Genomic DNA, 26,976 nt, shown 5'->3' on the forward strand with positions numbered 1-26,976 from the left:
TGCCGGATCGAGCACGGTCTGACTGGGCTCTTCTGCTGAGACCCGGTAGACGGTGCGCAGGATCTCGTGGCGGGTCACCAGGTCTGTGAGTGCGGCTTCGAGGGCGGTCGGGTCGATGGTGCCCGTGAGGTGGAGGATGAGGGGGACGTTGTAGGTGTTGTTGGGGCCTTCGAGTTGTGCCAGGAACCAGAGTCGGCGTTGGGCGAACGAGAGGGGTATCAGCTGGGGTCGTACCGCTGGTGTCAACGCGGTGCGGGTTCCGGCCGGACGTGCGGCGGCGACGCGTCGTGCCAGCCCCGCTGGTGTCGAAGCCTCGAAGACGTCACGGATCCCGACCTCCACGCCGAGCTTCGCCTTGATCCGGCCCACCAGTTGGACGGCGAGCAGCGAGTAGCCACCGACCTCGAAGAAACTTTCGTGCTCCGTCACCGAAGGCGTGCCGTCTGCCCGCACCGGCAGGTCGAGGAGGTTGGCGTACACCTCGCGGAGCTCGCTCGTCAGTTCTTCGAGGTCCGGGGCCGTCGCCGCACGCCCGGTCTCGGCGTCGGCCGAGGACAAGGACTCGGGCGCGGTCAGGACCTCTCGCTCCCCGCGCAGCGTCTCCTCCTCGGACAGCATCGCGGGCTGGTCGATCCGGGCACCGGGCTCCGCCACCAGACCCGCCAGCAGCCTCAGGTACCGGGCGGCGAACCGGCGCACGGTCGCCTCGTCGTAGAGCGCGGTGGAGTATTCCAGCTGGACATGGGGCTGGTCGCATCCCATGACGACGGTGACGTTGAGGTCCACCTTCGCCGTGCCCGTCCACACCTCCTCGTGTTCGCCGCTGCCGAGGAGCCCCGGACGCGCGTCGTGGCGCGGGGTACGGTCCTCCGCCGAGAAGATGATCCCGAAAAGCGGATGGGGGCCTGACGGATCCCGCTCGGGGCACAGCCGTTGCACCAGCGCGTCCGGGGGCACGTCCTGACGGACAAAGGCCGCCAGTGCTGTGGACCGCACCTGGCGGAGCAGCTCGGCGAAGGTGGGAGTGCCCGAGAGGTCGGTGCGCAGGGGCAGGGTGTTGACGAACAGCCCTATGAGGTCGGCGACCTCCGGGCGGGTGCGTCCTGCCATCGGCACGCCTACGACCACGTCCGAGCTCCCCGTGGACCGTTGGAGGAAGGCCGCGAAGGCGGCGAAGCAGACCATGAACGGACTGCAGCGCTGATCCCTGGCCCCGGCCCGGATCCGCTGTTCCAGGCCCTCGGGCAGCGGCACCAGGCAGGTGGCGCCCAAGTGGTCGGGCTGGGACGGACGAGGACGGTCGCCGGGGAGTTCGAGCGGCCCGCCGGTCCCGCGCAAGTGCTCTTCCCAGTGCTCGAGCTGTTCCTCGAGCCCGTGGTCGTCCAGGCGCTCGCGCAGGGCCCGCGCGTGGGGTCCGTACTGTGCGGCTGGCGGTGCCATGGGGCTCGGCCGGCCTGCGGTGAAGGCCTCGTAGTGCGTGTCGATCTCCTTGTGCAGGAGGTCGCGGGACCAGCCGTCGAAGACGATGTGGTGCGCGGTGAACAGGACGACGTGGTCCTGCACGGCGAGCGTGACGAGTTCCACGCGCAGCAGCTGCCCGAGGGCCAGGTCGAAGGGGCGGTCTCCCGCGGCCCGCAGGGTCCTGGCGAGGAGCAGGTCCTGGTGAGCCCCGTCGGCGTCGGTCAGGTCGGTCTCCCGCCACTCAGGGCGCCGGCCTTCGTCGATGATCTGGGACGGAACACCATCGGTGCAGGTGAATCGCGAACGGAGGGCGTCGTGCCGGCGGACGGTCTCGTTGACGGCGGCGCGCAGGGCAGCCGCGTCGAGGGGGCCGCGCACGCGCACCGCCCAAGGGATGCTGTAGAGCGTCCGGCCCGGCATGAGCTGGTCGAGGAACCACATGCCGTGCTGCGAGGGCGACAGCGGAAACCGCGTCGCGGCCGAAGCTCGCGCCTGATCGCCGGTGCTGCCGGGTTCCCGGTCAGTCCCTGCCATGGAAGACATTCCCTTCGTCAACTGCGGGGTGGGGCACGGGGCCGGTCGGGCGGTTCCCGCGTCGTGCTTGTTCGAGGTCGCCACAGGGGGCGGGCGCGCTCAGTAGCCGCATTCGAGTGAAACGGTGTTCCGCAACTCGTGCCCTCGGGCGAAACGTTCGATGTTGTCGCGGACGAGATCGGCGAAGGCGGGCCACGCGTACGGCAGATCACCCGCGCAGTGCGCTGTGAGGAAACAGTTCTCCAGGTCCCACAGCTGATGACCTTCAGGGAGCGGCTCCGGATCCGACACGTCGAGCGCAGCAGCGCCGATCCGCCGCTCGCGCAGCGCCGTGATCAGGTCGCCGGTGACGACGAGGCCTCCGCGCGCCACGTTGACCAGGCAGGCGTCCGGGCGCATGGCCGCGAACACGTCCGCGTCGATCAGGCCGCGCGTCGCGCCCGTGAGTGCCGCGGCGAGTACCACCACGTCAGCCGTCGCGACGGCCTCGAGCAGCCGGTCGGACGTGACGACCCGCGCCGCTCCCGCCACGGGCCCGGGGCGTCGGCGTACGACCGTGGCCCGGACCCGCATCGGGGTGAGGAGGCGCAGCAGTGCTTCTGCCACCTCGCCGGCGCCGACGATCACCACGTCGGCGTCGTACAGCGACCGCGGCTCCTGCGGGGACCAACGGCCTGCGCGCACCGAACGGTCGGCGGAGCGCAGCGCGAGCATCGACAGCATCAGCGCGTGCTCTGCCACCGGCTCGGCGAGCACTCCACGGGCCGAGGTCCACCGTACGTCGGGCCGCATGGAGGGTACGTACTCCTCCACACCCGACCACGGCAGCTGGACCCAGCGGACGTGTGGCATGCGGGTGAGTTCCGCGGTGAGTGCCTCGGGGTCCGAGCCCAGCCAGACGAGCGCCTCCGCGTGTTCGGGCCGGACCTGTTCGCATGGTGCCTGGTCGAGGGCGGTCCGCAGCACCGTCGGGAGGGGATGCGGACGCACCGCAATGCTGATCATGGAAGTCATTCCTCGCAGGGGTGGCTTTTCGTACGGGGGCAAGGCGCAGTCACATCGCGATTCCACCGTTGGGGCTCAGGAGCCACCCCACGTAGTAGTCGGCTTCCGCGGAAGCCAGGAAGCAGACGCTGGCCGCGATGTCCTCGGGCCTGCCCCAGCGGCCCGCCGGTATGGAACGTTCGCGCTCCGGGTTGTACGTGACGGGGTTGGCGGTGAGCATGGGCGTCTCCGTCATCCCGGGGGCGATCGCGTTGACGTTGATGCCGTGGGGGATCAGCTCGTGGGCGAGCGCCTTGGTCAGGCCGATCACCCCGCTCTTGGCCGCGCAGTAGTGGACGAGCCGAGCCTCTCCGGTGAGGGCGAGGTCCGAGGAGATGTTGACGATGCGCCCGCGACCGCTCTCGATCATGTCGGGCACCACCGCGCGGCTGACCAGGTAAACGCCCTTGAGGTTGGTGTCGAGCACCCTGTCCCACTCGGCCTCCTCGAGCTCCGTGACGGACGCCCGGGAAATGACGCCGGCGTTGTTGACCAGGATCCCGATCGGACCGAAGGCCTGGTGGGCCGTCGCCACCATCCCGGCGACCGCCTCCGCGTCGGACACGTCGGCCTCGACGGCCAGCGCCCTGCCGCCTGCCGACTCGATCGCCTCGACGACGGCACGGGCCGGCCGCTCCGTGCGCCAGTGGTTGACGATCACGGCCGCGCCCTCGGCGGCCAGGGCACGGGCGGTTGCCGCGCCGATTCCGGTGGCGGCGCCGGTGACGAGCGCGACCTCTCCCTCGAAGCGGGGTGCATGGATGCGCCCGGTCACGGAGCCTCCAGCCCCTTCTCCTTCGCGAAGGTCTCCAGGAGTTCGACGTACGTGCGCCGGTAGGCGATGGAGTACTTGTCGGCGGGGGCGTGCGCCTGGCTGTGTACGTCCAGGGGGGCTTCGCGCGGCTCCTGGTTCTCCACGATGGGAAAGTCCTCTTCGAAGATGATCCGCTCGTATTCCCACATCTGCTCGATCGAGACGCCGTGCTCCTCCGCCACGATCCTGTCGATCCCGACGACCCAGAACTCCCTTACGCGCAAGCCGTCTTCGGTGATGGGCGTCGCGAACTGCGCGACGAGCCGACGGCCGCCGTCGGGAAACGTGGTCCGGATCCACGCGAACATGGGCAGGGAGAGGTGGTAGGTGAGCGTCTGCCGTGTACCGAGTGCCTTGTTCCCTTCCAGAGCAGTGCCGCCCAGGTCGGTGGACAGCTCCCATTCGAGGTCCCAGCCGTCGCGCTGCACCTGGTACGGGGCCACCACACGACGCACGTCGGGCCCCATGCTTCCCTGGTGCACGAAGGGGAAGTGGCCCATGTCCCGGAAGTTCTCGGTGAGCTGCCGCATACCGCAGTCGAGGTCGTTCGGCTTGCCGAAGGCGAGCTGCCATTCGACCGTCCCCACGTCGGCCAGGGCGGGCAACGGCAGGTAGGGATCCTCCAGACAGCTCCAGACATGGCCGTACGCCTCTGCCACGCGGTAGGTCTGGAGCCGCGTGCGCACCGGAGTGCTGCCCGCGGGCAGGGAGGGCACGTGCGTGCACACGCCGGTGCCGGCCGAGAAGATCCAACCGTGGTACGGGCACTCGAGGCCGCCGTCCCGGATCTCGCCCATGGACAGGTCGACGCCGCGGTGCGGGCAGGCGGCACGGGCTACGGTCACCGTGTCCCCCACTCGGTACACCACGAGCTTGGTGCCGAGGATGCTGGCCTGTACCGGCCGGTCGGTGACGTCCTCGATACGTGCGACCGGGAACCAGGTGTGGCGCAGGAGCTGGTACTCGAGCGGGTCCATCGTCTTCTCTCTTCGGTAGTGCCGGTACGGCCGGGCGCTGCTCAGGTGTTCGTCACCCGCTCGGGGGCCCTTCGGCATCAGGGGCCGCCGGACGCCTGTGCTCCAAGAGCGAGCGGCAGGCGTCCGCGAGCCTGGCCGCGGTGTCCGCGTCGATGCGGGCCGTGCGGTGGTCGAGGCGTCCTTCCAGGCGGTCGGGGTACTCCGTGACCGTCAGGACGAGGTCGGTGTGGGCCGTGCCGGTGGGCAGGTCGCGCGCGGGGCCGAGGGTCAGCCCGGGCCATTCCACGCCGTGCGACGCGTCGCGTTCGTAGTTGAACAGGACGTTGAAGAAGGGGTTCTCGCCGACTCTTCTTCCGCGGGGACCGGCCGAGGTGTGCGCGATGATTCGGTCGATGGGTACGTCCTGGTGCGCGAAGGCGTCCAGGACGCACTGCCGCACCGCGTCGATCTCCTCGTGGCAGGTCATGCCGTCGTGCAGGCGCGGCCGCATCACGAGCGTGTTCACGAACATCCCCAGCACGTCGCGGAACTCGGGCAGGCTCCGTCCCAGGACCGGCGTGCCGACCGTCACGTCCTGCCGCCCGCTCTCGTCCCGGAGCACGGCCAGGAAGGACGCGAGCAGCACGACGAACGGTGTGGCACCGGCCGCCGCTGCCGTGCGCCGCAGGTCAGAGGGTGAACCGAGCTCGAAGGTGACCGAGGCCGCGGTCTCGTCTGCCAACCCGCGTCCGGACCCGCCCCCGTGCACGGGCGGCCACAGAGGCGCGCAGCCGTCGAGCTGGTCACGCCACCAGTCGAGCTGGGCCTCGGCCCCGGGACCGTCGAGGAACGCCGTCTGCCAGGCGGCGAAATCGGCGTGCCGGGTCGTGGGCGCGACCGGCTGCGGGTGCCGGCCGGGTGTGGTGAGTTCCCGGCCGTACGCCTCGGCCAGCTGCTCCAGGAACACGTGCTGCGAGCGGCCGTCGAAGACGAGGTGGTGCGCCGCACACACGAGGAGATGCTCTTCGTCCTGGAAACGCAGCAGGCTCATCCGCAGCAACGGACCCTTCGCGGTGTCCATGGGCACCCGGCCGAGTTCCGCCGCGCGCCGCCGGGACTCCGCCTCGGGCTCGGGGGCTTCCCGCAGGTCCTCGATGGTGAACGTGGCGGGCGCGCCCGTGACCTGGGCGGGCTCGCCGTCGACGTTGGCGAACGCGGTGCGCAGCGCCTCGTGGCGCAGGACCAGGAGGTCGAAGGCCTTCCGCAGGGCGTCGTGGTCGAGGCGGCCCGAAAGGCGGCACAGCCAGGGGGTGAGGTAGAGGGTACTGGCAGGAGCGAGCAGTCCGTGGAACCAGATCCCGCGCTGGCTCTCCGAGAGGGGGCCGAGCACCGGCAGGCCGCTGAGGGCTCCGAGCCGTTCTGCGAAGTCCGCCCGGCGGGCCCGGGCCGAGGCGAGGCCGGGCAGCCGGGACGGCTCGGCGCCCGAGAACGGCGCTGCGTCCACCACCGCCGCCAGCCGGCGCACCGTGGTGGCGGCGAACACCTCCCGGACCTCTGGATCGCGGCGGAGGTCACCGCGGATCCGACCGAGGACACGGTGGGCCAGGAGCGAGTCGCCGCCGAGGGCGAGGAAGGGATCGTCGGCACCCACCTCGTCGATGCCGAGGAGTTCGGCCCACAGACCGCACAGGTATGCCTCCGAGCCGGTGCCCGGCGCCCTGTAGGCCACGCCCAGGACGGGGCGGGTACCGGGAGGCTCCGGCAGGGCCGCCCGATCGATCTTGCCGTGGTTGTTCAGGGGGATCGCGGCGATCCGTACGTAGGTGGCCGGCACCATGTACGAGGGCAGCTCGGACGCGAGTGCGGTGCTCAGATCGGCGTCGGTGGGGGGCGTCGCCCCCGGGTCGGTGGTGGGCACCACGTAGGCCACCAAACGGCGGTGCCCGCCGGCGCTCTCGGCCAGGGTGACGACGGACTGCCGTACGCCGGGGTGACGGGTGAGCGCCGATTCGATCTCCGCCGGCTCGACCCGGTATCCGCGGATCTTGATCTGGTCGTCGACGCGGCCGATGAACTCAAGATGGCCGTCCGGCCGACGGCGCACCCTGTCTCCGGTCCGGTAGAGGCGTGCCTGGTGGGTGTCCGGGGCATCCGGCGCGAAGGGGTCCGGGACGAATCGCGCGGCCGTGAGTTCGGGCCGGTCGTGGTAGCCGAGGGCCAGCGAGTCGCCGCCGACGAAGAGTTCTCCCTCCTCCCCCTCGGCGACCGGCTGTTGGGCCGGGTCCAGAATGTGCACCCGAGTGCCCCGGATCGGCTTGCCGATGGGCAGGAGCGCGCCGGCCGGTACACGTGCCCCTGCGGGCAGGGTGTAGTAGGTGACGGTGGCCGTGTACTCGGTCGGACCGTAGATGTGCACCAGCGGTACCCGCAGGCGCGCCCACAGCGGCAGGAACTCGGGGTGGCAGCGCTCGCCCGACACTCCCACCAGTCGCACGTGGGCGGGGAACATTCCCCCGGTGTCGGCGAGTTCGCGCACCACGACGTGCCAGAGCGCGGTGGTCAGGATGAGTGCCGTCACCTCGTGGCGCCGCAGGCACGCCATGAGACCGTCCACCGTGGACAGCCGTTGCCGTTCGGGCGGTATGACGACGGCCGCTCCGTGCACCAGTGGGGGAAAGAGCTCCTCCAAGGATCCCGAGAAGCCGGCCGAGAGGTTCACGAGGAAGCGGTCCCCCGGCGCCAGCCGGAACTCCTCTCCGGCTGCCAGAGCGAGGTTGGTCAGGGCCCGGTGCGGTATGAGGACTCCCTTGGGCCGACCGGTCGAGCCCGAGGTGTAGATCACGCAGGCGGGGTCCTCGCCTGCCGGTGCCCTCGGCGGGATCCGCCGGGCGGCCCGCTCGTGCGGTCCGTCACCGGGTGCCGGGTCCAGTTCGTGGACGGGGACGGGGCACGCGGCGCGGGCCGGACAGCTTCCGGCCGTCTCGTCCGAAACCACGACGTGGCTCAACGCCATGTCGGAAGCGATGAACTCCAGGCGCTGGGGCGGGTAGTCGAGGTCGAGCGGCACGTAGGCCGCCCCCGCCGTCAGAATGCCGAGCAGGGCGACCAGCAGGTCGGGAGAGTGCGGCAGGCAGACCCCGACCCGGTCACCCGGGCCCAGACCCAGGGCTGCGAGCCGGCCCGCCAGCCGGTCGGCGGCATCGGCGAGCTCCCGGTACGTCAGCCGCCGGCCGTCGCCAAGGACCGCGAGCGCGTCAGGACGGCGGGCCGCTTGCTCGGCGAAGAGCTCGGTCAGCGGCCGCAGCGTGTCCGTCGCGGAGCCGTTCCGGGGCGCCCCCGCCGTACTGGTGATCGAGGAGGGCGTCATACCGCATCCGCCGATGCATGGAAGGTGCGCAGGGCGGCCGCGATGCCCTCTCCGACGACGAGGTCGTGTCCGGCGCCGGCGAGCGACAGCTCCAGGGCGCCGAGCGCGCTCAGCACGTCGAAAGCGTCGACGTATCCGCAGTGGCCGATCCGCAGGACGTGACCGGCGAGCGCGCCGGGACCACCCGCGAACTGCACGCCGTGCAGCAGGAACGCCGCGCGGATGAGGGCCTCGACGTCGATGCCCCCGGGCACGCGCACGGCGGTGACGGATGCGGCACGGTCGTCATCCGTGCCGTACACCTCCAAGCCCATGGCGCGCACGCCGGCCCGGGTCATCCGGCCGAGGACGGCGTGCCGCCGCATGACGTCGTCCAGGCCCTCGTCGAGGATCTGCCCCAGTGCCACGTCGAGCTGGCTGAGCAGGGTGATGGCGGGCGTCCACGGCGTGTGGGCCAGCGCGCTCTCGGTCGTGGCGCGCACCTCGGTCCAGTCGAAGTAGAACCGGGGCAGCGTGGCCTTCCCATGATGCCGCCAGGCGTTCTCGCTGATGCTGACGAAGGCCACACCCGGCGGGGTCATCAGGGCCTTCTGGCCGCCCGCGACGACGACGTCGATGCCCCAGTCGTCGGTCCGCAGTTCACAGGCTCCCAGACCCGAGGCGGTGTCGACCACGCTCAAGACCCCCGCGGCCGCACGCCCGAAGGCCTCGATGTCATTGACGACGCCCGTCGAGGTCTCGCAGTGCACGGCGATGGCCGCCGTGATGTCGCCGTGCTCGGCCAGTGTGCGGGCCACTTCGCCCATGTCCACGGCCTCGCCCCAGGCAGCGCCCACCTCGGTGACCCGCAGGCCGAAGGCGCGGCACAGCTTGGCCCATCTGTCGCCGTACACGCCGTTGACGGCGACCAGGACGTGGTCCCCCGGCGAGAGCAGGTTCTGCACGGCTCCTTCGAAGGCGCCGGTCATGCTGGAGGTGAAGACCAGGACGCTGTTCTCGGTGCGGAACACTGTCTTCAGGTTGTCGAGGATCCGCCGGAAGACGGCCGCGTATTCGGGGGTGCGTTCATCCTCGATCGGTCGCACCGCGGCCATGGTGACCGCGGGCGGCATCGGCGTGGGTCCCGGGACCATCAGACGGTACTTGGACAGCATGCGTGGGCCTCGTGATTCTGGTGTGAGTGGAGGAGCGTTCGGTTCGCCGCAGCGGCGTCCGTGCGGTCGCGCCTGGGATCAGTTCGTCCGGTCCGCGGTCGGCTCCGTGGCCGTGGTTCCGCCGCTGCGGCGGCGCACCAGCTCGATGAACCGCCCGGCGGTCGAGTTGCCGTAGAACTCCTGTACCGAGACCTTCGGCAGTCCCAGCTCCTTGAGCTCGGCGATCACGCGCACGACGAGCAGCGAATTGCCGCCCAGCTCGAAGAAGTTGTCCCGGACGCCCACTTCGGTGCCGAGGCGGCGCCGCCAGAGGCCGAGCACGGCCTCCTCCAGCGGATCCGCCGAGGGGGTGCCTGCCGGATTGCGGCGCCCGCCGTCCAGGACGACGGCCGGTGTCGGCCTGCCGCGGAGGGCGGGCAGACGTGAGGAGTCCAGCTTCCCGTTGATCGTCAGGGGAATGGCGTCCACGGGAGTGAGGGCGGCCGGGACCATGTAATCGGGCAGGGCCCTCCGGGCGTGCGACAGCACCTCCGCCGGGCTCGCGCCGGTCCTCAGCACGGCGTACGCGTCGATGCGCGCGGTCGTCGGATCGCCCTGCTCTCCGGGATCGAGGACGACGGCAGCGGCGAGGACGTCGGCCGACGAAAGCAGGACATGGCGGATCTCGTCGAGCTCGATGCGGAAGCCGCGCAGTTTGACCTGGCTGTCGATCCTGCCCAGGTGCTCAAGGCGGCCGTCGGGCAGGAGCCTGCCCTTGTCGCCGCTGCGGTAGATCCGTCCCCGGCCGTCCGGGTCGAGAACGAACCTCTCCGCAGTCAGTTCCGGCTGTCCGAGGTAGCCGTCCGCGACCCCCGCGCCCCCGACCCAGACCTCGCCCGCGGCACCCACCGGCAGTAGCTGCCCCCTGTCGTCGCGCACGGTCACCGACCAGCCCGGTAGCGGCAGGCCGACGCAGCGCGAGCCGCGCAAGGCCGACTCCGGAGTGATCGTCTCGGCGGTCACGTGCACGGTGGTCTCGGTGATTCCGAACATGTTGACCAGACGGCATGAGGCGGGTGGGTACCGGGTGAACCAGGGCAGGAGCATACGAGTGTCGAGTGGTTCGCCGCCGAAGACGACCAGCCGCACGGTGAGCCGGACATCCGAGTTCCGGTCGGCGGCCACGACCTGCCCGAACGCCGAAGGCGTCTGACTGAGCACGGTCACCTGCTGTTCGGCAAGGAGTTCGTGGAAGCGCTCGGTGTCACGCGTGATCCAGTACGGGACCACGACGAGCCGCCCGCCCGTGAGGAGACAACCCCATATCTCCCATACCGAGAAGTCGAAGGCGCTGGAGTGGAACATCGTCCACACATCGTGCGGGCCGAGCCCGAAGTCCCCCTCCGTGGCGTCCACGAGGGCGAGGACGTTGCGGTGGGGCACCACCACACCCTTCGGCCGGCCCGTGGAGCCCGAGGTGTAGATGACGTAGGCGGGTGCGTTCCCGTCCCCCGGGAGTGCCGCATCCACTCCGCCCGGCGCAGTGGCGGCCAGGCTCAGCAACTCCTGCGGACCGACGCGCCTGACACCCCTGACGTCGGGAAAGTCCGGCAGATCGGTGACGACCACGACGACATCGGCGTGCGCCGTGACGTAGCGCAGCCGATCCTCCGGATAGCGGGTGTCCATGGGGACGTACGCGCAGCCCGCCTTGAGCACCGCGAGCATGGTGACGACCAGCAAGGGGTCCCGTTCCAGGCACACGCCCACCATCCGGCCCGGGCCCGCGCCCAGTCCGCGCAAAGCGATGGCCATGTCGTCCGCCAGCTCGTCCAGCCGTCGGAAGGTCAACTCCGTTTCCGCGCCGCTCACCGCCACCGCCTCGGGACGGGCGCGGACCATGTCGCGGAACCGGTCGATGATGCCGGCCTGCGGCCCGGTCGCGAGGGCGCGCTCCCGCACGGGGCCGGTGCCGAGCAAGGCGAGGTGTGCTGCCTCGGCAGCGTCCAACGGCATGATGGTCACCGCCGCGGTGTCCTCCCCGCCTGCGGCCAGCTGCGCGGCGACTCTCGCCACCCCGCGCGTGAACGCCTCGGCCACCGCCGTCGCCACGAGGGCCGGGTCATACGCGCAGCCACCCCGAAGGGACCCGTCGGGCTGCCGTTCGGCGTGCAGGGTGAGGGGGAAGTACGGAGCGAGAAACGGCCGGTAGTCCTCCCCGGCCACCGCATCGCCGAGAACCACTCCGACGCAGGGCAGGACGGTTCCGACGGCTTCGGCGGCCTGCACGCCGGCGCCGCCGAGCGCGTACGGGACATGGTTCGCGGAAGCGACCGGCAGCTCCCCTCCGACGGGAGAAAGACCGAGTTCGTGGACGTACATCAGCTCCCGCGCATGCGGGCCGCCGTCCGGATCCAGCACTCCGACGCGCGGAGACTCGTCCGTCTCGTAGCGGGACAGGACGACGGCTGCGGCGAGGGCGAGCAGGGAGACGTCCAGCGGCCGTCCGCCCGGAACCTCGAAGGGAATGCGTTCCACGGGGCCCGTGCCGTGAGGCTCGCCCAGGCCCCACTGGGGTACGGCCGTCGAATGTGGCCGCACGGGAGTGCCGTGCGACGTGATGCGCAGCTCGGCGCCCGTGGCCAGGGCGCTCGCCGTTCGGCTCAGGTCCGTGCGGGACAGCGTCGCGCGGTCTGCCACGAGCACCAGCGCACCGGCGCCGTCGCTGTGGCGGACGAGTACGACACGCAGGCGTTGCGCGGAGTGCAACGGGCGTTCGGCCTCGCGCCGCACGTAGCGCGGCGCCGCCGGATCAGCGGACGAGACCGCTGTGGGGGCCTCCCAGAAGCTCCACCCATCGGCGCCTGCGGTGATGTCCGTCAGGCGTTGGTGCAGCACTTCCGCAGTCGGGGGGGCCGGGCAGGGCACTACCAGGCTGTGGAGCGAGGCGTGAGCCCGCAGGGGGCGGTGGGTGGCCACCATGGGAATCTCCTGTTCGAACTGCGAGATGGTGCCGGTACCGGCGCGGGTCTCACCGAGTGGTGAAACCGCCGTCGACGGTGAGTACGCTCCCCGTCACCCGGGGCGAGTCGTCGGCCGCCAGCCACAAGGCGGCTCCGGCAACGTCCGCCGGGTTCATCAGCGAGTTCATGGGCTGGTCTTGGAGGAAGATCTCCTCGTGCTCATCGACCGACACGTCGAGGGACCGGGCGATCTCGGAAAGCATCCGGCCGTCCACCGCCGGGTCGTCGCGCACGGAACCAGGGCACACGGCGTTGACCCTGATCCGGTGCGGGGCGTAGTCCAGGGCGGCCGCCCTGGTCAGGCCGACGAGACCGTGTTTCGCGGCCACGTACCCGGCGAAGTGCCGGTAACCGACCAGGCCGGCGGTCGAGGAGATGTTGACGATGCTGCCGGACTGGTTCGCGATCATCCCCGGCACCACGGCCCGCATCATGCGCCAGGCCCCCGAGAGGTCGACGTCGAGCATCATCGCCCACTCGTCATCGGTGATCTCGTGGACGGCTTTGCCGGAAGGAGCCGCGATCCCGGCATTGTTCACGAGCACGTCGATCCTTCCGAAGCGGTCGAGTGCCTGCTCCACGCCGTCCGCGACGGAACCGCTGTCGCGGACGTCGAGACGCAGGGGGAGCGCGGCGGCGCCCTCCTGCTCGCACAGCCGCGCCGTGTACGTGAGCTGTGCTGCCGAGCCAAGTGGGTAGGGCACCCCGTCGATGTCGTCTCCGATGTCGGCGAGGACGAGGGAGGCGCCCTCGCGCGCGAATCGGACCGCGCAGGCGCGGCCCAGGCCCCGGGCCGCGCCCGTGATCAGAGCGACCCTGCCTTCCAGGGCGCGGCCCCCGCTCATGCCAGGACCCCGGCCATCGTGTCGAGGAGCCGCTCGGGGGCTTCCGCCAGGTACATGTGGCCCCCCGGGAGTTCCAGGTACGTGAAGCCACCCCGGGTGGCCGCCGCCCACTGGCCGGCTTCCTCCTTCGAGACGAGCGTGTCGTCCGTACCGCGCAGCGCCGTGATCGGGACCGAGAGGGGGTCGGCCGACGTGGGCTTGTAGTCCTCGTGCATTTCCGTGTCCGCCCGCAACGTCGGAAGCAGCACCTCGCGCAAGGTGGGGTCGTCCAGCGCGGGGTGGCGGTATCCGGCGAAGCGTGCGACCCGTTCGACGAACTCGTCGTCGCCGAGACCGGTGGCCCGTTCAGTACGGCCCGTCCAGGGCCCCGGCGACCCGCTGACGAACAGGTGAGACAGCTCGACCGTTGCCCGGGCTTCGAGTTCCCTTGCCAATTCGAAGGCCAGCACCGCACCGAGACTGTGGCCGAAGAGCGCGATGGGGCCTTCGGTCCTCATTTCCAGGGACCGCACCAGGTCGCGGGCGGCGGTCTGCGCGTCAGTGTGCGGCAGCTCTCCGAACCGCTCCTCGCGTCCGGGGAGCTGGAGGGGGAGGATGCTCGTTCCCGCCAGCCGGTTCTTGGGCCAGGCCCGGTAGAAGCCGGCGCCTCCTCCCGCGAACGGCAGACAGACCAGGGACTTCGACATGCTGGATCGCCTTCCTGTGCATAGGGGGTGTACGAGTGCGGCCGCGGGGCGAGCGGGCTCCCGCGGATGGGGAAGCCGGCCCCTCCCGGCGGGCACGGTCGTGTGCGGTACCGACGGATCAGGCCGCCCTGCGGCGCCGCACCGCGGCGGCGGTCAGGAGGGCCACGGCCACGAGGCAGCTCACGGCGGGCGCGGTGAGGGCGACGTGCAACGGCAGCGCGGTCAGACCCAGACCGCTGGCCGCGAACCCGCAGGCCCCCGTCGTGTAGAGCCAGCCGAATCCCTCGGACCGCCGGTGCTCCGGAATGGTCTTCTCGACCGCGTAGGAGCGGATCGCGTTGAGCGGCGCGGTGCACAGGCCCGCGACGATCACGACGGCGAGCAGCGCGGTCCAGCCGCGCGCCTGCCCCACCCCGACGGCCGCCACGGCCACCACCGCGAGGAGGGCGCCCGCCTGCGCCCCGGGGCCGCCGGGCAGCCGGTCCGTCAGGACGGTGTAGCCGATTCCCGCGAGGGCGCTGCTGCCGGCGAGCACCGTGATGATCGCTCCGCCGCCGAAGGTGCCCGACCCCAAGGCCTGGGCCAGCGGCAGGGCCGCCGTTTCGATGGCGCCGAGGGTGTGGCTGAAGGCGACTCCCACAGCGACCCAGGCGATGAATCCCAGATTCCACAGCGGTTGGCGTTGCTTCTCGGCGGACCCCCGCTCCCCCTGGTCGCCGTCTTCGGGAGGGCCGTTCGGGGACGGGCGTGCCGCCGTACGCGAAAAGGCCAGCAGGAGGGACAGTACGGCACAGCCGCCGGCCATCGCGGCCACGCCGCCGAGCCAGCCGAACAGCACGATCGCGGCCCCCGCGATCAGCGGGGCTCCGACCACCAGCAGCTCCATCATGGTGGCATTGACGGCGAGCGCGCGCTGCACCAGCCGTTCCGGAACAGCCGAGTTGAGGAGGGTGCGGGTGAGCCCGGTCAAGCCGCCCAGGCCGAGGCCTGCCACCGCGCACAGCAGGCACAGCACGGTCAGCGGCGCGCCCAGGCCGGCTGCCAGACCGACCGATGCCAGCCCCAGTGCCGCCAGGGATGCGGATGCCACCTGTACGGTCCGGCCCGATGTACGGTCCGCGACCTTGCCGATGAGGCCGGAGGAGACGACATCGGCGAGGATCAGCGAGGCCACCATGACGCCGCCGTCCTTCGCGGAACCGGTACTCACGGCGGTGAGACCCGCGAAGGCGATGGCCGCCATCAGGGCGGGCCCGTTCACGAGCTGGACGATCAGGTTCCAGATCCAGTAGGGCCGGTGGACGAGCAGTTCCCGGATGGGGCGGCCGGGGGACGTGCGCTCCGGAGCCGTCGATCCGGTGGTCATCGCGCCCCCCGCTCGTTCAGTGCGCGCGCCTCGGCCGTCCTGCGCACGCGCGCCGCCAGCAGGTCGAGGCCGGCCGCGAGCTCGGATGGCGCCCCGCCGAATCCGACCCGGATGCGGTCGGGGTGCTCGAAACAGTCACCCGGTACGACAAGCACCCCGTCTTCCGCTTCGAGGGCGTCGCAGAACGCGGTCACGTCCGGCACCCCCACGAGGCGGGGGAAGGCGGTGACGCCGCCGAGAGGGGTCGGCAGGTCGATCTGACCGGCATGCCGTGCGGCCCAATCGAGGAGCAACGCGCGGTTCTCGAACGCGAGTTCCCGGTTCGGGGTCAGCACCTTGTCGGCCTGCTCCAGGGTCACCGCCGCCAGGTGCTCGGCCACCGGTGACGTGCTGATGGTGAGGTAGTCACGAAGCCGCACCATCTCGGGTATCAGCCGGCGCGGGGCGACGCACCAGCCGACACGCAGACCGGGAAGACCGTAGGACTTGGACAGCGTCGAGAAGGACAGCGCCCGTTCCAGCCGGCCGGTCGGCTCGGGCAGCGGATCTGTATCGTGGGCCAGCTCTGCGAAGGATCCGTCCCAGAGCAGGTGGCAGCCGTGGCTGTCGACCAGCCGGAGGAGCTCGTCGTACTGCGCCGGGGAGAGGGTCGTCCCGGTGGGGTTGTGGGGGAAGTTGACCACGATGGCGCGCGTGCGCGGCGTGATGGCCGCCCGCAGCAGCTCTAGATCCGGAACGAATCCGTCCTCAGCGCGCAGTTCCCACGTCCGCAGGCGGGCGCCGAGCGCTGCGGCGATGGAGGAGAGGGACTGGTAGACCGGGCGCAGGGTGATGATCTCGTCACCGGGCTTCACCAGGGCGGCGATGGCGAGGAAGAGGCTCTCGCTCGCGCCGTGGGTCGCCATCACCCGGACCGCATGCCCGGGCGCGTAGCGGGCGGCGATGGCTTCTCTCAGCCGCTCACTGCCCGTCGAGGGGCTGTCCCGGAACGCGATGGCGTCCAGCTCCGCACTGCCGATGCCCAGGGTCCGACGCAGCTCGCCGAGCGTGCAGGGGGTCAGCCCCGAACTCGAGATGTCGTAGCGGGCGGAGAAGTAACGGTTGCGCAGCCAGTCCTCGAGCAGGGCGGGCGCGATGTCGTGCAAGGTCACGTGCTCTCCTTCAGCCGATCACACGTGTGGCCGCGCCAGCGCGATCGGGACGGGTGCGCCGCAGGTCCGCGACGACGTTGACGCGCTTGAGCCAGCGGTCCTGGCCGTCGTAGCGTGGGCGGAAGGAGCGCCGGCCGTGCACCACGTTGCGGTTGTCGACGAACGCGACGTCGCCGGGCTCCAGGACGAAGTCGTACAGCTGCTCGTCGAGGTGGGCGATGATCCAGCGCAGCGCGTCGGACGCGTCGGCGTCCCTGTCCCGGGCGACGGTGAAGTCCCGGTCGATCCGCAGCACGGGTGCGTCCGGGCTGCCGCCGAGGACGGACACGAGCTCCTGCTCCTTCTGCTGCTGCGCGAGCCGGGCGAAGGCCTCCGGATTCGCCTCGCCGCCATCCGAGTTGTTGGCCGCGTCGTGGGAGGAGTCGGGCAGGATGTGGAATCGTTCCTGCGCCAGGACGTCGGCGATCACACCCGGAACCAGCGAGAGGTCCACGCCCGCGAGCGTGGTGGGGATGCGCTCCGGTGACCGCAGGCAGTAGAGCCCGACGTAGTCCGCACGCGACGCGGAGAAGGCGTCCTCGGTGTGCCAGCCGAGCTCCTGCTCGCTGCAGGAGCTGACGAGGCTGTCCTCGTACCCCGGGATGGGCAGCACGTCGGTGATCACCCTGCCGTCCTGCTGAGTGGCCCATCCGATGGCGTCCCCCAGCAGCGCTGCGTACAGGGACAGCAGTACGGCGTGTACCCCACTTCCCGGCGTGTCCGCGTCGCGCCAGTGCGCGGGCGTGTCCTCCAGGGCGGCCCCGTCCACGCGATTGCCCTTGATGACCAGCGCGTGCAACCTGTCCTGCAGCCGTGCCGAATTGACGGCGGTCCTCAGGGATCTGGGCAGATCCGCCGCGAGCACCGGAGCGTCCCGCTGGAACTCCGGGGCTGACGCGCTCCCGTATGCCGACAGACATGCCTCGGCCAGCGCGGAGGCCTGGGCCGCCTCCTCCTGGGAGAGGCCGTACGTGATCACAGGCGGTTCGTCGGTCGGGAGGGAGGCGGATGGGTCGGTCACGCTTTTGGTCATTGCTGTTTCACCCCCGGCCTGCGGCAGCGTGAGCGGTGCAGGCCTGTCGTCGGTTGCGGTGGAGCAGTTCTCGGGCTTGTCGTTCGGCGTGCCGAGCGGAGGACTGCTCGGCCGCACGGTGAGAGCTGCGCACGCGTCTGCATGGCGTGTCGGCAGTGGTTCGCAGGGGACCGGGCAAGATCCCGCGGATGCGCGGGGCGCTGGCCGGCGCGGCAGGGTGTTGCCCTGCGGGCGCGACGGCGTCAGGTTGCCGTGGTCACGATGGCCTCAGTGCCGCGGGTGCGTGGCAGGCGGACGACGCCCAGGGCCGGACGTGAGCGGTGTGGTGGTCACTTGAGGAGTGTTGCGGTCGAACGGCCTCGAAGTACAAGCCCGTCAGAGCGGCGACGTCTGACACTGACATCGATCCGTAGTCAACACCCTCCCCCGAGAATGGAATTGATCTTCCGTATGACGGAAATCTAGCGGCGGGAGGTGAGAGGGTCAACCGAATTTCGAATGGTTGATGCATTACCCAAGTCGCTCCCGCGAGCTTCTGTGCGATCCGATGATGCCGACGGCTGCCAGTCATCACATCCAGGCATCGGATGGCACGAACCACGCACCTGCGGGCGGGACTTCGGGCGTTTCCGCATGTCGGACCATGCTTGCCGCTTCTGCCGGACGCACCGGCCCGACCGCGTCGGCAGGCCCTCCAGGACGCGGCACGCCACGGCCGAGCACATCCGAGGACTTCGGACCGGTCGTGGCGGCGGGCGCGGGGGCCGTCCAGGGCAAGCGGGCGTTGCAGAGGCCCGGACTCAGGCGGATGCCGCGTTGCGGGCCGCGCAGGAGCAGGCGGCGGAGGAGACCACCAGGCGGCAGGCCCGCCCGCCCGGGTCCTGGAGGCCGTCGGCAGCGTGGCCGAAGCCGACGCGCCCACCCCGGCGGCCCTGGCGGATGGCACCTGATCACCGACCTCCCCGCCGGGCCGTACAGCCTCGAAGCCGACCCCTACGCCCAAGGCCGGCTGACCGCGCGCCCTCCTCTATTCGCTCAGGCTCCGAGCAAATGCCGTGCAAGGATCTCACCCATGATGACCGAGCCCACTCTGACGGAACACCGCTCTCCATGGGTCGTGTTCACCTCTCCGGCCGACCCATGGCTGGCGTCGGAAACGGCCGCGCTCGTGCAGCGAAACGGTCTGGTCCTGCGGCTGGACGGCCGGGAAATGCGTGAGCCGGCGGCCGTCTTCCGTACCTTCGCCCGCGAGCTGTCGTTCCGCGGCCACTTCGGCCACAACTGGGACGCGCTCGTCGACTGCCTCCACGACTGGCACGGTCCCGGCCACGGGAACCAGGACCTCGCGATTCTGATCGAGCACTCGGACGACCTGCTGAAATCGGACTTCCTAAGGGCTGTCCCGTGATCCCCGGTGGATCGGCGCACGGCGTCGGATGCGGTGCATCGCAAGGCGGAGGGGCGCCCCCGTACTGGGCGTATTCGGGCGTTCCGACAACGCGGCGAGGTGCCGTAGCCGGCGTCGTGCGCCCGCCGGGGATTACGGGACAGCCCTTAGGCCTGTTCGTATCGGTTCTCGCCCAGGCGGCCTGGAACTCCAACCTCCGCCTGGACGCCGACGGCGAGCCCGATGAACGGCGGCGACGTATTGCCCAGCACTTCGTCTTCCTCCTGGACCACACCGCACCCGCTGCCTTCACGGAGAAGGCAGCCCGCGGCATGGACGTGGCGGTGGCGCTCGCGGACGGCCGCCTGCTCGTCACCCTGACCGACGCCGACCGGCCAGGTGGGGATCCCGCGTCCGCCCCCTGGACGGCCGGCCCGCTCTCCTTCGCGGACGAGGAGATCCTCAGCGGCACGACCGTCAAGGTCATCAAGATGTGCCGAGACCACCTCGGCTGCTCGATCCACGAGGCCCTGGACATCCTTCAGTCCCGCTCTGAGCACCTGCGCCGCGAACACTCGGACGGCTACGCGACGGATCGCGCCGGACAAGCTACGGGGTTCGCCGAGCAGACGCATCGATTGGATGAGACAGGACCCCCGCATCCTCGAACGCCGCGATGACTCTCCGCGATCGCGGGAGGCACCCGGCCGCTCAGGCGTGTCGGGCGAGCTTGACCGCGGAGACGAGCAGGATCACGGCCAGCGCGGGGATGAGCACCAGGTCTGGGAACACACCGAGGAGCAGTCCGCCCAGCACCGCCCCGGCAACCGAGCCAGCGGTCATGACCACTGCGAAGCGGAGGCTGGTGCGGAGGACCGCGAAGCCGCCGTCGCGGCTGTAGCGGGCGAACGCGACCAGCATGGTCGGCAGGGATACCACCAGGGAGAGACTTCCGGCGGTCTTGATGTCCTCGCCGAACAGCAACACGATCGTCGGGATCAGCAGCTCGCCGCCGGCCACTCCCATGATCGCGGCGACGACACCGATGCCGAACCCGGCCGCGACGCCGGCCGGGATCTGTGCCCAGAGCGGCAGCGCGAGGGTGTCCAGGGTGGTGGTGTGGGTGACCGCGAGCGCGGCGGCCATGAGGACCATCAGCGCCGCCAGCACCTTGTAGAGGGTGGTGCTGCGCATGCGGACCGCCCAGGACGCGCCGGCCCAGGCGCCGAGGAGGCTCCCGGCCAGCAGGATGACCGCGGCGGGCCAGCGGGCGGCGACCTCGGCGGCCGGGACCGCGGCAAGGCGGGCGGGCAGCGCGACCAGGACCACGACCAGGCTCATCGCCTTGTTGAGGATGACGGCCGAGAGCGCGGCGAATCCGAAGAGGCTGATCAGCAGGGGCAGGCGGAACTCGGCGCCGCCCAGCCCGATCATCCCGCCCAGAACGCCGATGGCCGCTCCCGCACCGAACACCGCCGGTGCTGAGTGCGTCGGCCGGAGGGGACGAAGGGTCTGGTCCGTGCTCATGACGGGCATCCTCGCTGGTGGCCCGCCCCTGCTGCTACGGCGCGCTTCCACCTTCGGGGCAAGGCACCGGACGTCCGCTCCCGATTCGTCCGGACCTCCGAGAACCGGCTGCCACGGCCCACCTGACCGGTGGTGATTGCGGGGCAGGTGGCTGCCCCGCATAGTGCCCTACGGGGCTGGTGGCGAGGGTCTCGCCCTGGCCGAACCGGGGCAGCGGTCCGCGCTCGTCGAACGCCTCCACGGCACGGGCGGTGAAGCCCAGGCTACGGGACTGGCGTTGATCGCGAGGTTTTGTTGTCGAGCCGGCCAAGCCGGTCGGCCTGAGCGGTTGTCTGCCGGGAGGGCCGGGGCACGAAGGCGCGCGGTGGCACGGCTGCGGGCCCCGTGGGGGTGCTGCTCAGCGGGCGATGGTCCACTGCTGGCCCTGGGAACCGTCGCAGGTCCACACGCCGAGCTTCTTGTAGTCCTCGTGGTAGGTCAGGCAGTCCTGGTCACTGATCCTGATCTGGTAGGTGACGCCCTTGATGGGGACGACCTCCCACTTCTGGGCGGCGCCGCCCTTCCAGGTGGTGATGGACGCGAAGTAGGTGCTCGTGTTCTCGGTGAGGACCGGACCGAGGCCGTTGGCGATCTCGTAGCGGCCGCCGCCAGCCTCCTTGAACGTCCATGTGGAGTTGGTGTCACCCAGCTTCCCCGCGACCACCGTCGAGCCGGAGGCGGCGTTCGTCGCGGCAGCCCCGAGGTTGTTGACGGTCTTCAGGCGCACAGGGACGCCGACGGGCGGGCGGCCTGATCCGGAGGGCGACGTGGCCGCGCTGTCGGCGCGGAAGCCGGGACGGGGGCCCGGCTGGGCGGGTACGCCCGGCGTGATGGGGGTGTCGCCGGGACCGGGCGTCTCGCCCTTGGGGACGCCGGGGGTCGTGGCCGGCACCATCGTGGGGCGGAAGTCGACGGTGGAGCCGTTGCGGTCCCACAGGCCGTAGAAGCCCCAGTTGATCCATCCGCCGTCGCCGTGGTTGGTGAAGCTGCCGCCGCCGGAGAAGATCCAGATCCGGTAGGTCTGGTCCTCGCGCGAGGTCGCGTCGTTGTACTCGATGTCGCCCTGGTACGCCACGTCCTTGAGGTTCGCGGTGTAGGGGTGGACGAACCAGGGGTCCCCGAAGGCGTTCTTGCCCTTGACGTCGAAAATCATGATGTTGTAATTGCCGCCGGTGTGGTTCGTCAGCATCTCGAGCAGGCCCTTGACGAACCCCTCGCGGGCCAGCTTCTTGGCCTCACCGCTCTGCTTGGACGCCAGAATGCACCACGACAGCGCGCCGGTGCCGAAAGACCCCGGCGACACGGCGGCCGCGGCGTTGCAGTTCTCGACGGGACCGTTGACCGAGCCGTCCGCGAGCGCGGGCTGTGCCGGCCCCCCGACCGTCAGGGCACTCACACAGACAGCGGCCAGAACCGACAGTTTCCTTCTCGAACGCACGGCTTCTCCTCGAGGGGTGGCGAGCACAGCTACGTGCGCCAAGAGCCGGGAAAGGGGCGTCGAGGTACACCCGGTTCCGGACAAACCTCATCCGGCCACAGCGACGGGGGCTGCAACCCGAAGGGAGCGGTGGTGGATCACGAGGGTCTCGACGGTGCGACGACGTGGCTCGCCGAGATGTGAGGTGGAGGGCCGACCTCACCACCCGGTGCGCTGTGTCGTCGAAGTGCCGAGAGTGCGGCCGCTGAGTCGGGCTCACGCCCCTTCGACGTCCCGGCCTCCCGTAGCGCGCGTCCGCACTGAGCATGCCCCGGTATCGGGCCGAACCCCCCGGAGTCGGACCAGGCCACCGACGGACACCGGACCGTGTGAGTGACGCCTGCCCGGTGGGGGAGCGGGGTGGGAATCCCGCTCCCCCACCGGGCAGGCGGCGGCCCGGACGATGAAGGTGGCGCCTACTTCCCTCCGGAGAGGCCGGGCCCACCGGCCCGACTGGTCCGCAGGGCATCCCCGGGCCCGCCGGTGCGACCGGTAGCACCGGCCCCGCTGGCGCGACCGGTGCTACCGGGCCGACAGGTACGGGTGAGGTCACCGAGGTCTCCGGGCCGGCCGTATCGGTGCCCGCAGACGGAGCCAACAGCTCGATCGCTACCTGTCCGGACGGCCAGCGAGCCGTCCACAAATACGCCCTCGTGGACTGGATGCGCCCGGCACCCGGCAAGAATCCGCGAGCCGCCGCGTGACCACGCCTGGTGAGGCCCGGCGGGGCCGGTCCGACTTCAGAAGCTGCTCAGGGCGACGCGAGAGCGTCTCGCTGGATCTCCTCGGTGACAGCCATCTGGTGAAGGGCGGGACAGCCACACGGCGGCCCGCCAGATGTTCGTCTCCGAGCACACCGTGCAGGACCACCTCAAGTCGGTTGTTCGCCAAGACCGCGACGAACAACCGCGGAATGCTGCTGGCCCGCGCACTCGGAACGTGAACCTCGGGCCGCTACCCCGCCTGCCTGACGCAGGTCTGGTCCCTCGCCGGCAGCTTGCCGGTGGCCAGGTACCGGTTGACCTGGTCGTCCACGCACGCGTTGCCGTAGTGCCCGAACAGGGCGTGCCGGTTGGCGCCCTCAAGGGTGACCAGCCTGGAGCTCGGCAGCTGCTTGTGCAGCTCGACGCTTCCCTTGTACGTCGTACGCGGGTCACCGGTGGCGGCGACGATCAGTGCAGGGGCATCGCGCCGCACCCGGGTGGGCTCTTCGCGCGGCGAGTCCCAGAAGGCGCACGGGTTGATGTTGTTGGTCAGTGCGCCGAACAGCGGGTGCGCGGTGCGGTTGCGCTCGATGTCCCGCCAGTAGAGCTCGGGATCGCGCGCGGCGGCCACGTCCCCGCAGATGACGGCGGACTGCGCGCCGGTGGGCTCGCCCTCACCGCGCAGCACGTACCGGAGCTCCGGGACGAGCATCGGAGGCACCGTCGTCGGCCGGCCCTCCGCGGCCTTGGCCAGTACGGAAAGCAGCTCGCCGAACGACGCCCGCGCCGGGGCGGTGTCGTCCGCGATGCCCGAGAAGAGGAGGAGCGGCACCTGGCTGTCGTCGATCCGGAAGGCATCGGCGCCGGCGCCGATGGTCAGCGGACCGCGCGTGGCCGCCGCGACGATGCGGTCGACGGCGGCGAGCACCTCGGCGCGGCTGCGGCCGAGGCCGTAGGTGTCGTGGTGCTCCGAGGCCCAGGCGGCCCAGTCGGACAGCGCCTTCTCGTTCTCGCGCTCGGTGCCCTTCAGCAGCCGGGGGCGGTAGTCGCTCGGGTTGATCGCCCCGTCCAGCACCATCCGGTCGTGGCGGCCGGGGAACATCTGCGTGTAGACCGTGCCCAGGTAGGTGCCGTACGAGTAGCCCAGGAAGGAGATCTTCCGCTCGCCGAGCGTGCCGCGGATGACGTCCATGTCGCGGGCCGTGTTGCGGGTGGTGATGTGCGGGAGCACCGCGGCGTCGGTGGCCCGGCACTTGTCGGCCAGGCTCTTCTGCAGGGCGACCTGGCGGTCGAAGCCCGCCCGGCCGGTGCCGGCGGACAGCCAGGTCATGCCGACGGGCAAGCCGCAGTCCAGCGCGGTGCTGCGCCCGATGAAGCGCGGGTCGAAGCCGACGATGTCGTAGCGCGCGCCGACCTCCTTCATCGACGCGCGGGCCTGCGGCGGGGACTGGAGCGCGGGACCGCCCGGACCGCCGTTGTTGAGGAGGATCGCGCCGATGCGGTGGCGGATGTCGGTGGCCTTGAGCCGGGAGATCGCCACGGTGATCGTGCGCCCCCGGGGGTCGGCGTAGTCCAGGGGCACGGTCACGTCCGCGCACTGCACGCCTGCCTGGTCCAGATCGCGGCCCGTGGTGTCGTCGGGGCCCTTGATGCAGCTGCCCCAGCCGAGGTGCTGGCGGTAGTACCGGTCCAGTCCGGCCCCGGAGCTGTCCCGGGCGGGGGTCTCGGCGGCCGTGGCCAGGACGGGGGAGGACGTGAGGCAGGCGGCGAGGGTGAGGCCCACGGCCAAGGCGCGGCGTGCGGCGGGGCTGACAGTGGTCACGGGGTCTCCTTGAGCATCGTCCGCTTCGTGTGATCGCATGCCCCGAGGCTAGGAAGCCGCCCTGGTACGGCACATCGCCCAAGGGCACGAGGACCCAGGTCCCGTCCACCCCTGGTCCGGGACCTGCGGCCCGGTCCGGCCTCCTCCTCCGGGAGGAGACCGTCGGCGGGGCTGCGCTGAGGGCCGTCCCGGCCACGTGCCTGCCGTAAGGGGAGATCGCCGCACTGGCATGCTGTCAGGAGTTCCTGCAGAAGTAGTGATATCCGTCCTCGTCTTCGTCGGCGAATCGCTGTCACGCGATCGGGCAAGCCCAGGGCTTACCTGGGCAAGCTCACCGGTGAGCAGGCTCGCCCGGGCCGCAGTGGGCCTACCCACCCGTTGCAGGAACTGTCCGTAGCTTTCGCCCCCCTCGTCCTCCTCCTCGGAGCCGCCGCCCGCCTTCCTGCCGCGGCTGCTGAGGTCGTACGCGCCTGCGCCGTACTCGTCGAAGCCATCGCCGAGCTCCGCAACACCGTCCGCCGCGCCTTCTCATCCTCGGGCGACTGTGACGGCGTCTAGAAACCAGCTGGCGGGCGCTGCTCCCAGAAGCGGACGCAGCCCAGATTGGGCCGGGTCGCATCGAGCAGCCCGCGGTCCGGGCGGAGCGTGATTGAGACACAGGGGCGACCTGTACGAGGGCCTGCCGCGCCAGATCCAGGTATCGGCGGCCGCGGTCCTGGAAGCCATGGACCAGGGGAAGGACGAAGCGCGGACGGCAGAGGCGATGAGCGATCTGCGGGTCACGGTCTACGAGCACCGCGGCAGCCGGTAGGACCCGCAGGCAGGGTTGCACCGGAAGGGGGGGGGCTGAACGGTTGCTTGGACGGTTGCTTTTAGCGGGGGACCGGGAGTGGGAGCCTGGCAAATCGGACACCTCTCGTTGTCCCTGGTCAGGCCCGGTGGGCAAGCCTCCCCTCGACGAGGACACCTCTTTCCCATGCGATAGCCGAGGGGAAGAGGGCCCAGGTCCGATGGCCGGCCCGGCGATCGAGGGCGCTGGTTGCCCGATGGTCGGGGCGCGGCCCCCGTCGCGGCCTTCTGGTGGCCAAGGCCGCATCCCTTATCTCCGAACGTACCTGCCACCTGGAGGCCGCCGTCAGCCGGTCATGCCGAGTGCGTTCTCGGGGCTGCCGCGGGCCACTGTCGGTCACGTGTGGTTGGCGAGGGCCGACCACGTGTCTGGGCCCACGATGCTGTCGGCGGTGAGCTGGTTTTCGGTCTGGAAGGCTGTGACGGCCTGGGCGGTTTCCTGGCTGAAGATTCCGTCCACAGCCAGGGAGTGGCCGTTTGCGGTGAGGAGGCGTTGGACGGCCTGGGCCGCGGGGCCTTTGTCACCGGCGCGGACGTTGACGACCAAGGCATGCCACGTGTCGGGACCCACGATGCCATCGTCGGCTAGGGAGCGATCACGCTGGTAGGAGATCACTCGTGAAGTTGTCGCGGGGCCGAACACCGCGTCGACGTCGGTGCGGTACCCGTGGGCCGTGAGCAGGAGCTGGATCGCGGCGACGGTCTCGCCCTCGGCGCCGGTCTTTACGAGGGGCCAGACGCGGGGGCCGGTGCCGGGTCGGTGTACCGGTGTCTCCAGTGGTGCGGGAGGCGGGGTCTGTGCCAGGAGGGTGCCGGTTTCGGTGTTGCCGGCGCCTTCCGAGTCCTCGTCCCTGCGGTCGGTGCCAGCGTCTTCGCCGGGTGTGGGGCAGATGGCCGTCGGGCAGTCGCCGAAGGTCGGCACGGCGGCTGGCGGTGCGGTGTTGTCGGCGCGGCCCTGGGCGTTCTGATAAGCCGAGGCGGTCAGGGTGAGGACGGTGACAGCGATGACTCCTATTGCCAGGGGGCGGCGTTGGAGCCAGCTGAGCAGCCGCTCCAGCGGTCCGGAGGGTCGGCGCGGCGGAGCGGCACGATGTGCAGTCCGTGTGGTGGTCATGGTCTTCTCCCAGGGGGATGAGGGGACGGTCGGCAGGGGGCGGACACCGGTCGGCGTCCGCCCCCTTGAGGTGTGGCCGGGCTACTTCCAGGCGCAGTGGATGTGGGTGTTGTGGTTGGGGTCCCCGGGGCCGCGGAGCTCCGTGGCGCCGAGCTGGGAGCAGAGGTTCATCACGGCCTTGTGGGGTGCGCCCTTGCCGACGTGCTTGCCGTTGATCACGTTCACGTCGAAGCTCAGGCCGCGGTAGTGGCGGGACGTCTTGCTGTGCACACCTCCGACGAACTCACTGATGTTCATCCGGTAGCCGTACTTGTCGTGCAGGGTGAGCAGGCCCCGGAGCATGCGCGGGTCCAGCTGGACCCGCTTGGACCCGACGTGGCTTCCCGGGCTGGTGAGCGCGCCGCGCCCGGCGGCCATGTCGACGATGTTGGCGTAGGCGCTGGAGGCGTTGTGACGGGTCTCCGAGTGCGTGCGGGCGAATGTGATCCCCGGCGTCTCCAGGAGCTGCTTGGCGAGGGCGCCGGCGTTGCCCGCCGGGACACCCGCGGAGCCGCCGGTGTCAGTGAGCAGGACGCTCCAGGTGCGCGGGCCGGCGATGCCGTCGG

The 26,976-nt window shown here is 70.9% G+C and carries 21 protein-coding genes; 4 read left to right on the forward strand and 17 right to left on the reverse strand.

The window, feature by feature from the left end; translation table 11 throughout:
• From ACZ7IF_RS31430 to gntD, 12 genes are all read right to left on the reverse strand, one after another.
• Positions 1 to 1,995 (reverse strand): condensation domain-containing protein (locus tag ACZ7IF_RS31430; RefSeq protein WP_470978332.1); only part of this gene is annotated, 1,995 nt, incomplete at its 3' end.
• A gap of 99 nt (positions 1,996 to 2,094) precedes the next feature.
• Positions 2,095 to 3,000, reverse strand: coding sequence for an NAD(P)-dependent oxidoreductase (locus ACZ7IF_RS31435; RefSeq protein ID WP_470978335.1), 906 nt, complete (start codon positions 2,998 to 3,000; stop codon positions 2,095 to 2,097).
• A 49-nt stretch (positions 3,001 to 3,049) separates the two neighbouring features.
• Positions 3,050 to 3,814: a glucose 1-dehydrogenase gene (locus ACZ7IF_RS31440; protein WP_470978338.1), complete on the reverse strand. Its 765-nt coding sequence runs from the start codon at positions 3,812 to 3,814 to the stop codon at positions 3,050 to 3,052.
• Positions 3,811 to 4,830 carry a Rieske 2Fe-2S domain-containing protein gene (locus tag ACZ7IF_RS31445; RefSeq protein WP_470978341.1) on the reverse strand — a complete coding sequence of 340 codons (1,020 nt, stop codon included), beginning with the start codon at positions 4,828 to 4,830 and terminating at the stop codon, positions 3,811 to 3,813. Before ACZ7IF_RS31445 ends, ACZ7IF_RS31440 begins: the two co-directional genes overlap by 4 nt.
• Before the next feature lie 52 nt (positions 4,831 to 4,882).
• Complete coding sequence (locus ACZ7IF_RS31450; RefSeq protein WP_470978344.1) at positions 4,883 to 8,176, reverse strand: amino acid adenylation domain-containing protein; 3,294 nt, start codon at positions 8,174 to 8,176, stop codon at positions 4,883 to 4,885.
• A complete protein-coding gene (locus ACZ7IF_RS31455) occupies positions 8,173 to 9,330 on the reverse strand; it encodes a pyridoxal-phosphate-dependent aminotransferase family protein (RefSeq protein WP_470978347.1) in 1,158 nt (385 codons plus the stop codon). Before ACZ7IF_RS31455 ends, ACZ7IF_RS31450 begins: the two co-directional genes overlap by 4 nt.
• Positions 9,331 to 9,408: 78 nt before the next feature.
• Positions 9,409 to 12,207, reverse strand: a complete 2,799-nt coding sequence (locus tag ACZ7IF_RS31460) for a non-ribosomal peptide synthetase (RefSeq protein ID WP_470978350.1) — start codon at positions 12,205 to 12,207, stop codon at positions 9,409 to 9,411.
• A 133-nt stretch (positions 12,208 to 12,340) separates the two neighbouring features.
• The gene (locus tag ACZ7IF_RS31465; RefSeq protein WP_470978353.1) at positions 12,341 to 13,177 is read right to left on the reverse strand and encodes a mycofactocin-coupled SDR family oxidoreductase; all 837 of its coding nucleotides are present in this window, start codon (positions 13,175 to 13,177) and stop codon (positions 12,341 to 12,343) included.
• The gene (locus ACZ7IF_RS31470; RefSeq protein WP_470978356.1) at positions 13,174 to 13,863 is read right to left on the reverse strand and encodes a thioesterase II family protein; all 690 of its coding nucleotides are present in this window, start codon (positions 13,861 to 13,863) and stop codon (positions 13,174 to 13,176) included. Before ACZ7IF_RS31470 ends, ACZ7IF_RS31465 begins: the two co-directional genes overlap by 4 nt.
• A 118-nt stretch (positions 13,864 to 13,981) precedes the next feature.
• Positions 13,982 to 15,229: an MFS transporter gene (locus tag ACZ7IF_RS31475; protein ID WP_470978359.1), complete on the reverse strand. Its 1,248-nt coding sequence runs from the start codon at positions 15,227 to 15,229 to the stop codon at positions 13,982 to 13,984.
• Positions 15,226 to 16,380 carry a capreomycidine synthase gene (gene vioD, locus ACZ7IF_RS31480; protein ID WP_470978362.1) on the reverse strand — a complete coding sequence of 385 codons (1,155 nt, stop codon included), beginning with the start codon at positions 16,378 to 16,380 and terminating at the stop codon, positions 15,226 to 15,228. The genes ACZ7IF_RS31475 and vioD overlap by 4 nt, the downstream gene beginning before the upstream one ends.
• A gap of 10 nt (positions 16,381 to 16,390) precedes the next feature.
• The gene (gntD, locus tag ACZ7IF_RS31485; protein ID WP_470978364.1) at positions 16,391 to 17,440 is read right to left on the reverse strand and encodes a guanitoxin biosynthesis L-enduracididine beta-hydroxylase GntD; all 1,050 of its coding nucleotides are present in this window, start codon (positions 17,438 to 17,440) and stop codon (positions 16,391 to 16,393) included.
• Between the two features lie 1,084 nt (positions 17,441 to 18,524).
• On the opposite strand from gntD, the gene ACZ7IF_RS31490 reads away from it, so the two are divergent.
• Complete coding sequence (locus tag ACZ7IF_RS31490; protein WP_470978367.1) at positions 18,525 to 18,860, forward strand: barstar family protein; 336 nt, start codon at positions 18,525 to 18,527, stop codon at positions 18,858 to 18,860.
• Positions 18,861 to 18,976: 116 nt separating this feature from the next.
• Positions 18,977 to 19,519 carry a hypothetical protein gene (locus ACZ7IF_RS31495; RefSeq protein ID WP_470978370.1) on the forward strand — a complete coding sequence of 181 codons (543 nt, stop codon included), beginning with the start codon at positions 18,977 to 18,979 and terminating at the stop codon, positions 19,517 to 19,519.
• 31 nt (positions 19,520 to 19,550) lie between these two features.
• On the opposite strand, the gene ACZ7IF_RS31500 is transcribed toward ACZ7IF_RS31495, so the two are convergent.
• From ACZ7IF_RS31500 to ACZ7IF_RS31510, 3 genes are all read right to left on the reverse strand, one after another.
• Positions 19,551 to 20,366: a sulfite exporter TauE/SafE family protein gene (locus ACZ7IF_RS31500; RefSeq protein ID WP_470978373.1), complete on the reverse strand. Its 816-nt coding sequence runs from the start codon at positions 20,364 to 20,366 to the stop codon at positions 19,551 to 19,553.
• Between the two features lie 397 nt (positions 20,367 to 20,763).
• Positions 20,764 to 21,801, reverse strand: a complete 1,038-nt coding sequence (locus ACZ7IF_RS31505; protein ID WP_470978376.1) for an RICIN domain-containing protein — start codon at positions 21,799 to 21,801, stop codon at positions 20,764 to 20,766.
• Between the two features lie 1,035 nt (positions 21,802 to 22,836).
• On the reverse strand, positions 22,837 to 24,408 hold the full coding sequence (locus tag ACZ7IF_RS31510) for an alpha/beta hydrolase (RefSeq protein WP_470978379.1): 1,572 nt from the start codon (positions 24,406 to 24,408) through the stop codon (positions 22,837 to 22,839).
• Between the two features lie 378 nt (positions 24,409 to 24,786).
• Between ACZ7IF_RS31510 and ACZ7IF_RS31515 the strand changes: the two genes are divergently transcribed.
• Together ACZ7IF_RS31515 and ACZ7IF_RS31520 are read left to right on the forward strand one after the other, a co-directional pair.
• On the forward strand, positions 24,787 to 24,966 hold the full coding sequence (locus tag ACZ7IF_RS31515; RefSeq protein ID WP_470978382.1) for a hypothetical protein: 180 nt from the start codon (positions 24,787 to 24,789) through the stop codon (positions 24,964 to 24,966).
• 91 nt (positions 24,967 to 25,057) lie between these two features.
• Positions 25,058 to 25,219 carry a hypothetical protein gene (locus tag ACZ7IF_RS31520; RefSeq protein ID WP_470978385.1) on the forward strand — a complete coding sequence of 54 codons (162 nt, stop codon included), beginning with the start codon at positions 25,058 to 25,060 and terminating at the stop codon, positions 25,217 to 25,219.
• A 375-nt stretch (positions 25,220 to 25,594) separates the two neighbouring features.
• Here the strand turns inward: ACZ7IF_RS31520 and ACZ7IF_RS31525 are convergent, their stop codons facing one another.
• A complete protein-coding gene (locus ACZ7IF_RS31525) occupies positions 25,595 to 26,371 on the reverse strand; it encodes a peptidoglycan-binding domain-containing protein (protein WP_470978388.1) in 777 nt (258 codons plus the stop codon).
• An 81-nt stretch (positions 26,372 to 26,452) separates the two neighbouring features.
• Positions 26,453 to 26,976 (reverse strand): hypothetical protein (locus ACZ7IF_RS31530; RefSeq protein ID WP_470978391.1); only part of this gene is annotated, 524 nt, incomplete at its 5' end.

The organism is Streptomyces sp. NPDC037421, assembly GCF_055602105.1.

Bases quoted from the DNA above. Each gene is read 5' to 3' on its own strand.
- ACZ7IF_RS31435 (WP_470978335.1), bottom strand. From the start codon at position 3,000: ATGATCAGCATTGCGGTGCGTCCGCATCCCCTCCCGACGGTGCTGCGG.
- ACZ7IF_RS31445 (WP_470978341.1), bottom strand. From the start codon at position 4,830: ATGGACCCGCTCGAGTACCAGCTCCTGCGCCACACCTGGTTCCCGGTC.
- ACZ7IF_RS31450 (WP_470978344.1), bottom strand. From the start codon at position 8,176: ATGACGCCCTCCTCGATCACCAGTACGGCGGGGGCGCCCCGGAACGGC.
- ACZ7IF_RS31455 (WP_470978347.1), bottom strand. From the start codon at position 9,330: ATGCTGTCCAAGTACCGTCTGATGGTCCCGGGACCCACGCCGATGCCG.
- ACZ7IF_RS31465 (WP_470978353.1), bottom strand. From the start codon at position 13,177: ATGAGCGGGGGCCGCGCCCTGGAAGGCAGGGTCGCTCTGATCACGGGC.
- ACZ7IF_RS31470 (WP_470978356.1), bottom strand. From the start codon at position 13,863: ATGTCGAAGTCCCTGGTCTGTCTGCCGTTCGCGGGAGGAGGCGCCGGC.
- ACZ7IF_RS31475 (WP_470978359.1), bottom strand. From the start codon at position 15,229: ATGACCACCGGATCGACGGCTCCGGAGCGCACGTCCCCCGGCCGCCCC.
- ACZ7IF_RS31490 (WP_470978367.1), top strand. From the start codon at position 18,525: ATGATGACCGAGCCCACTCTGACGGAACACCGCTCTCCATGGGTCGTG.
- ACZ7IF_RS31500 (WP_470978373.1), bottom strand. From the start codon at position 20,366: ATGAGCACGGACCAGACCCTTCGTCCCCTCCGGCCGACGCACTCAGCA.
- ACZ7IF_RS31525 (WP_470978388.1), bottom strand. From the start codon at position 26,371: ATGACCACCACACGGACTGCACATCGTGCCGCTCCGCCGCGCCGACCC.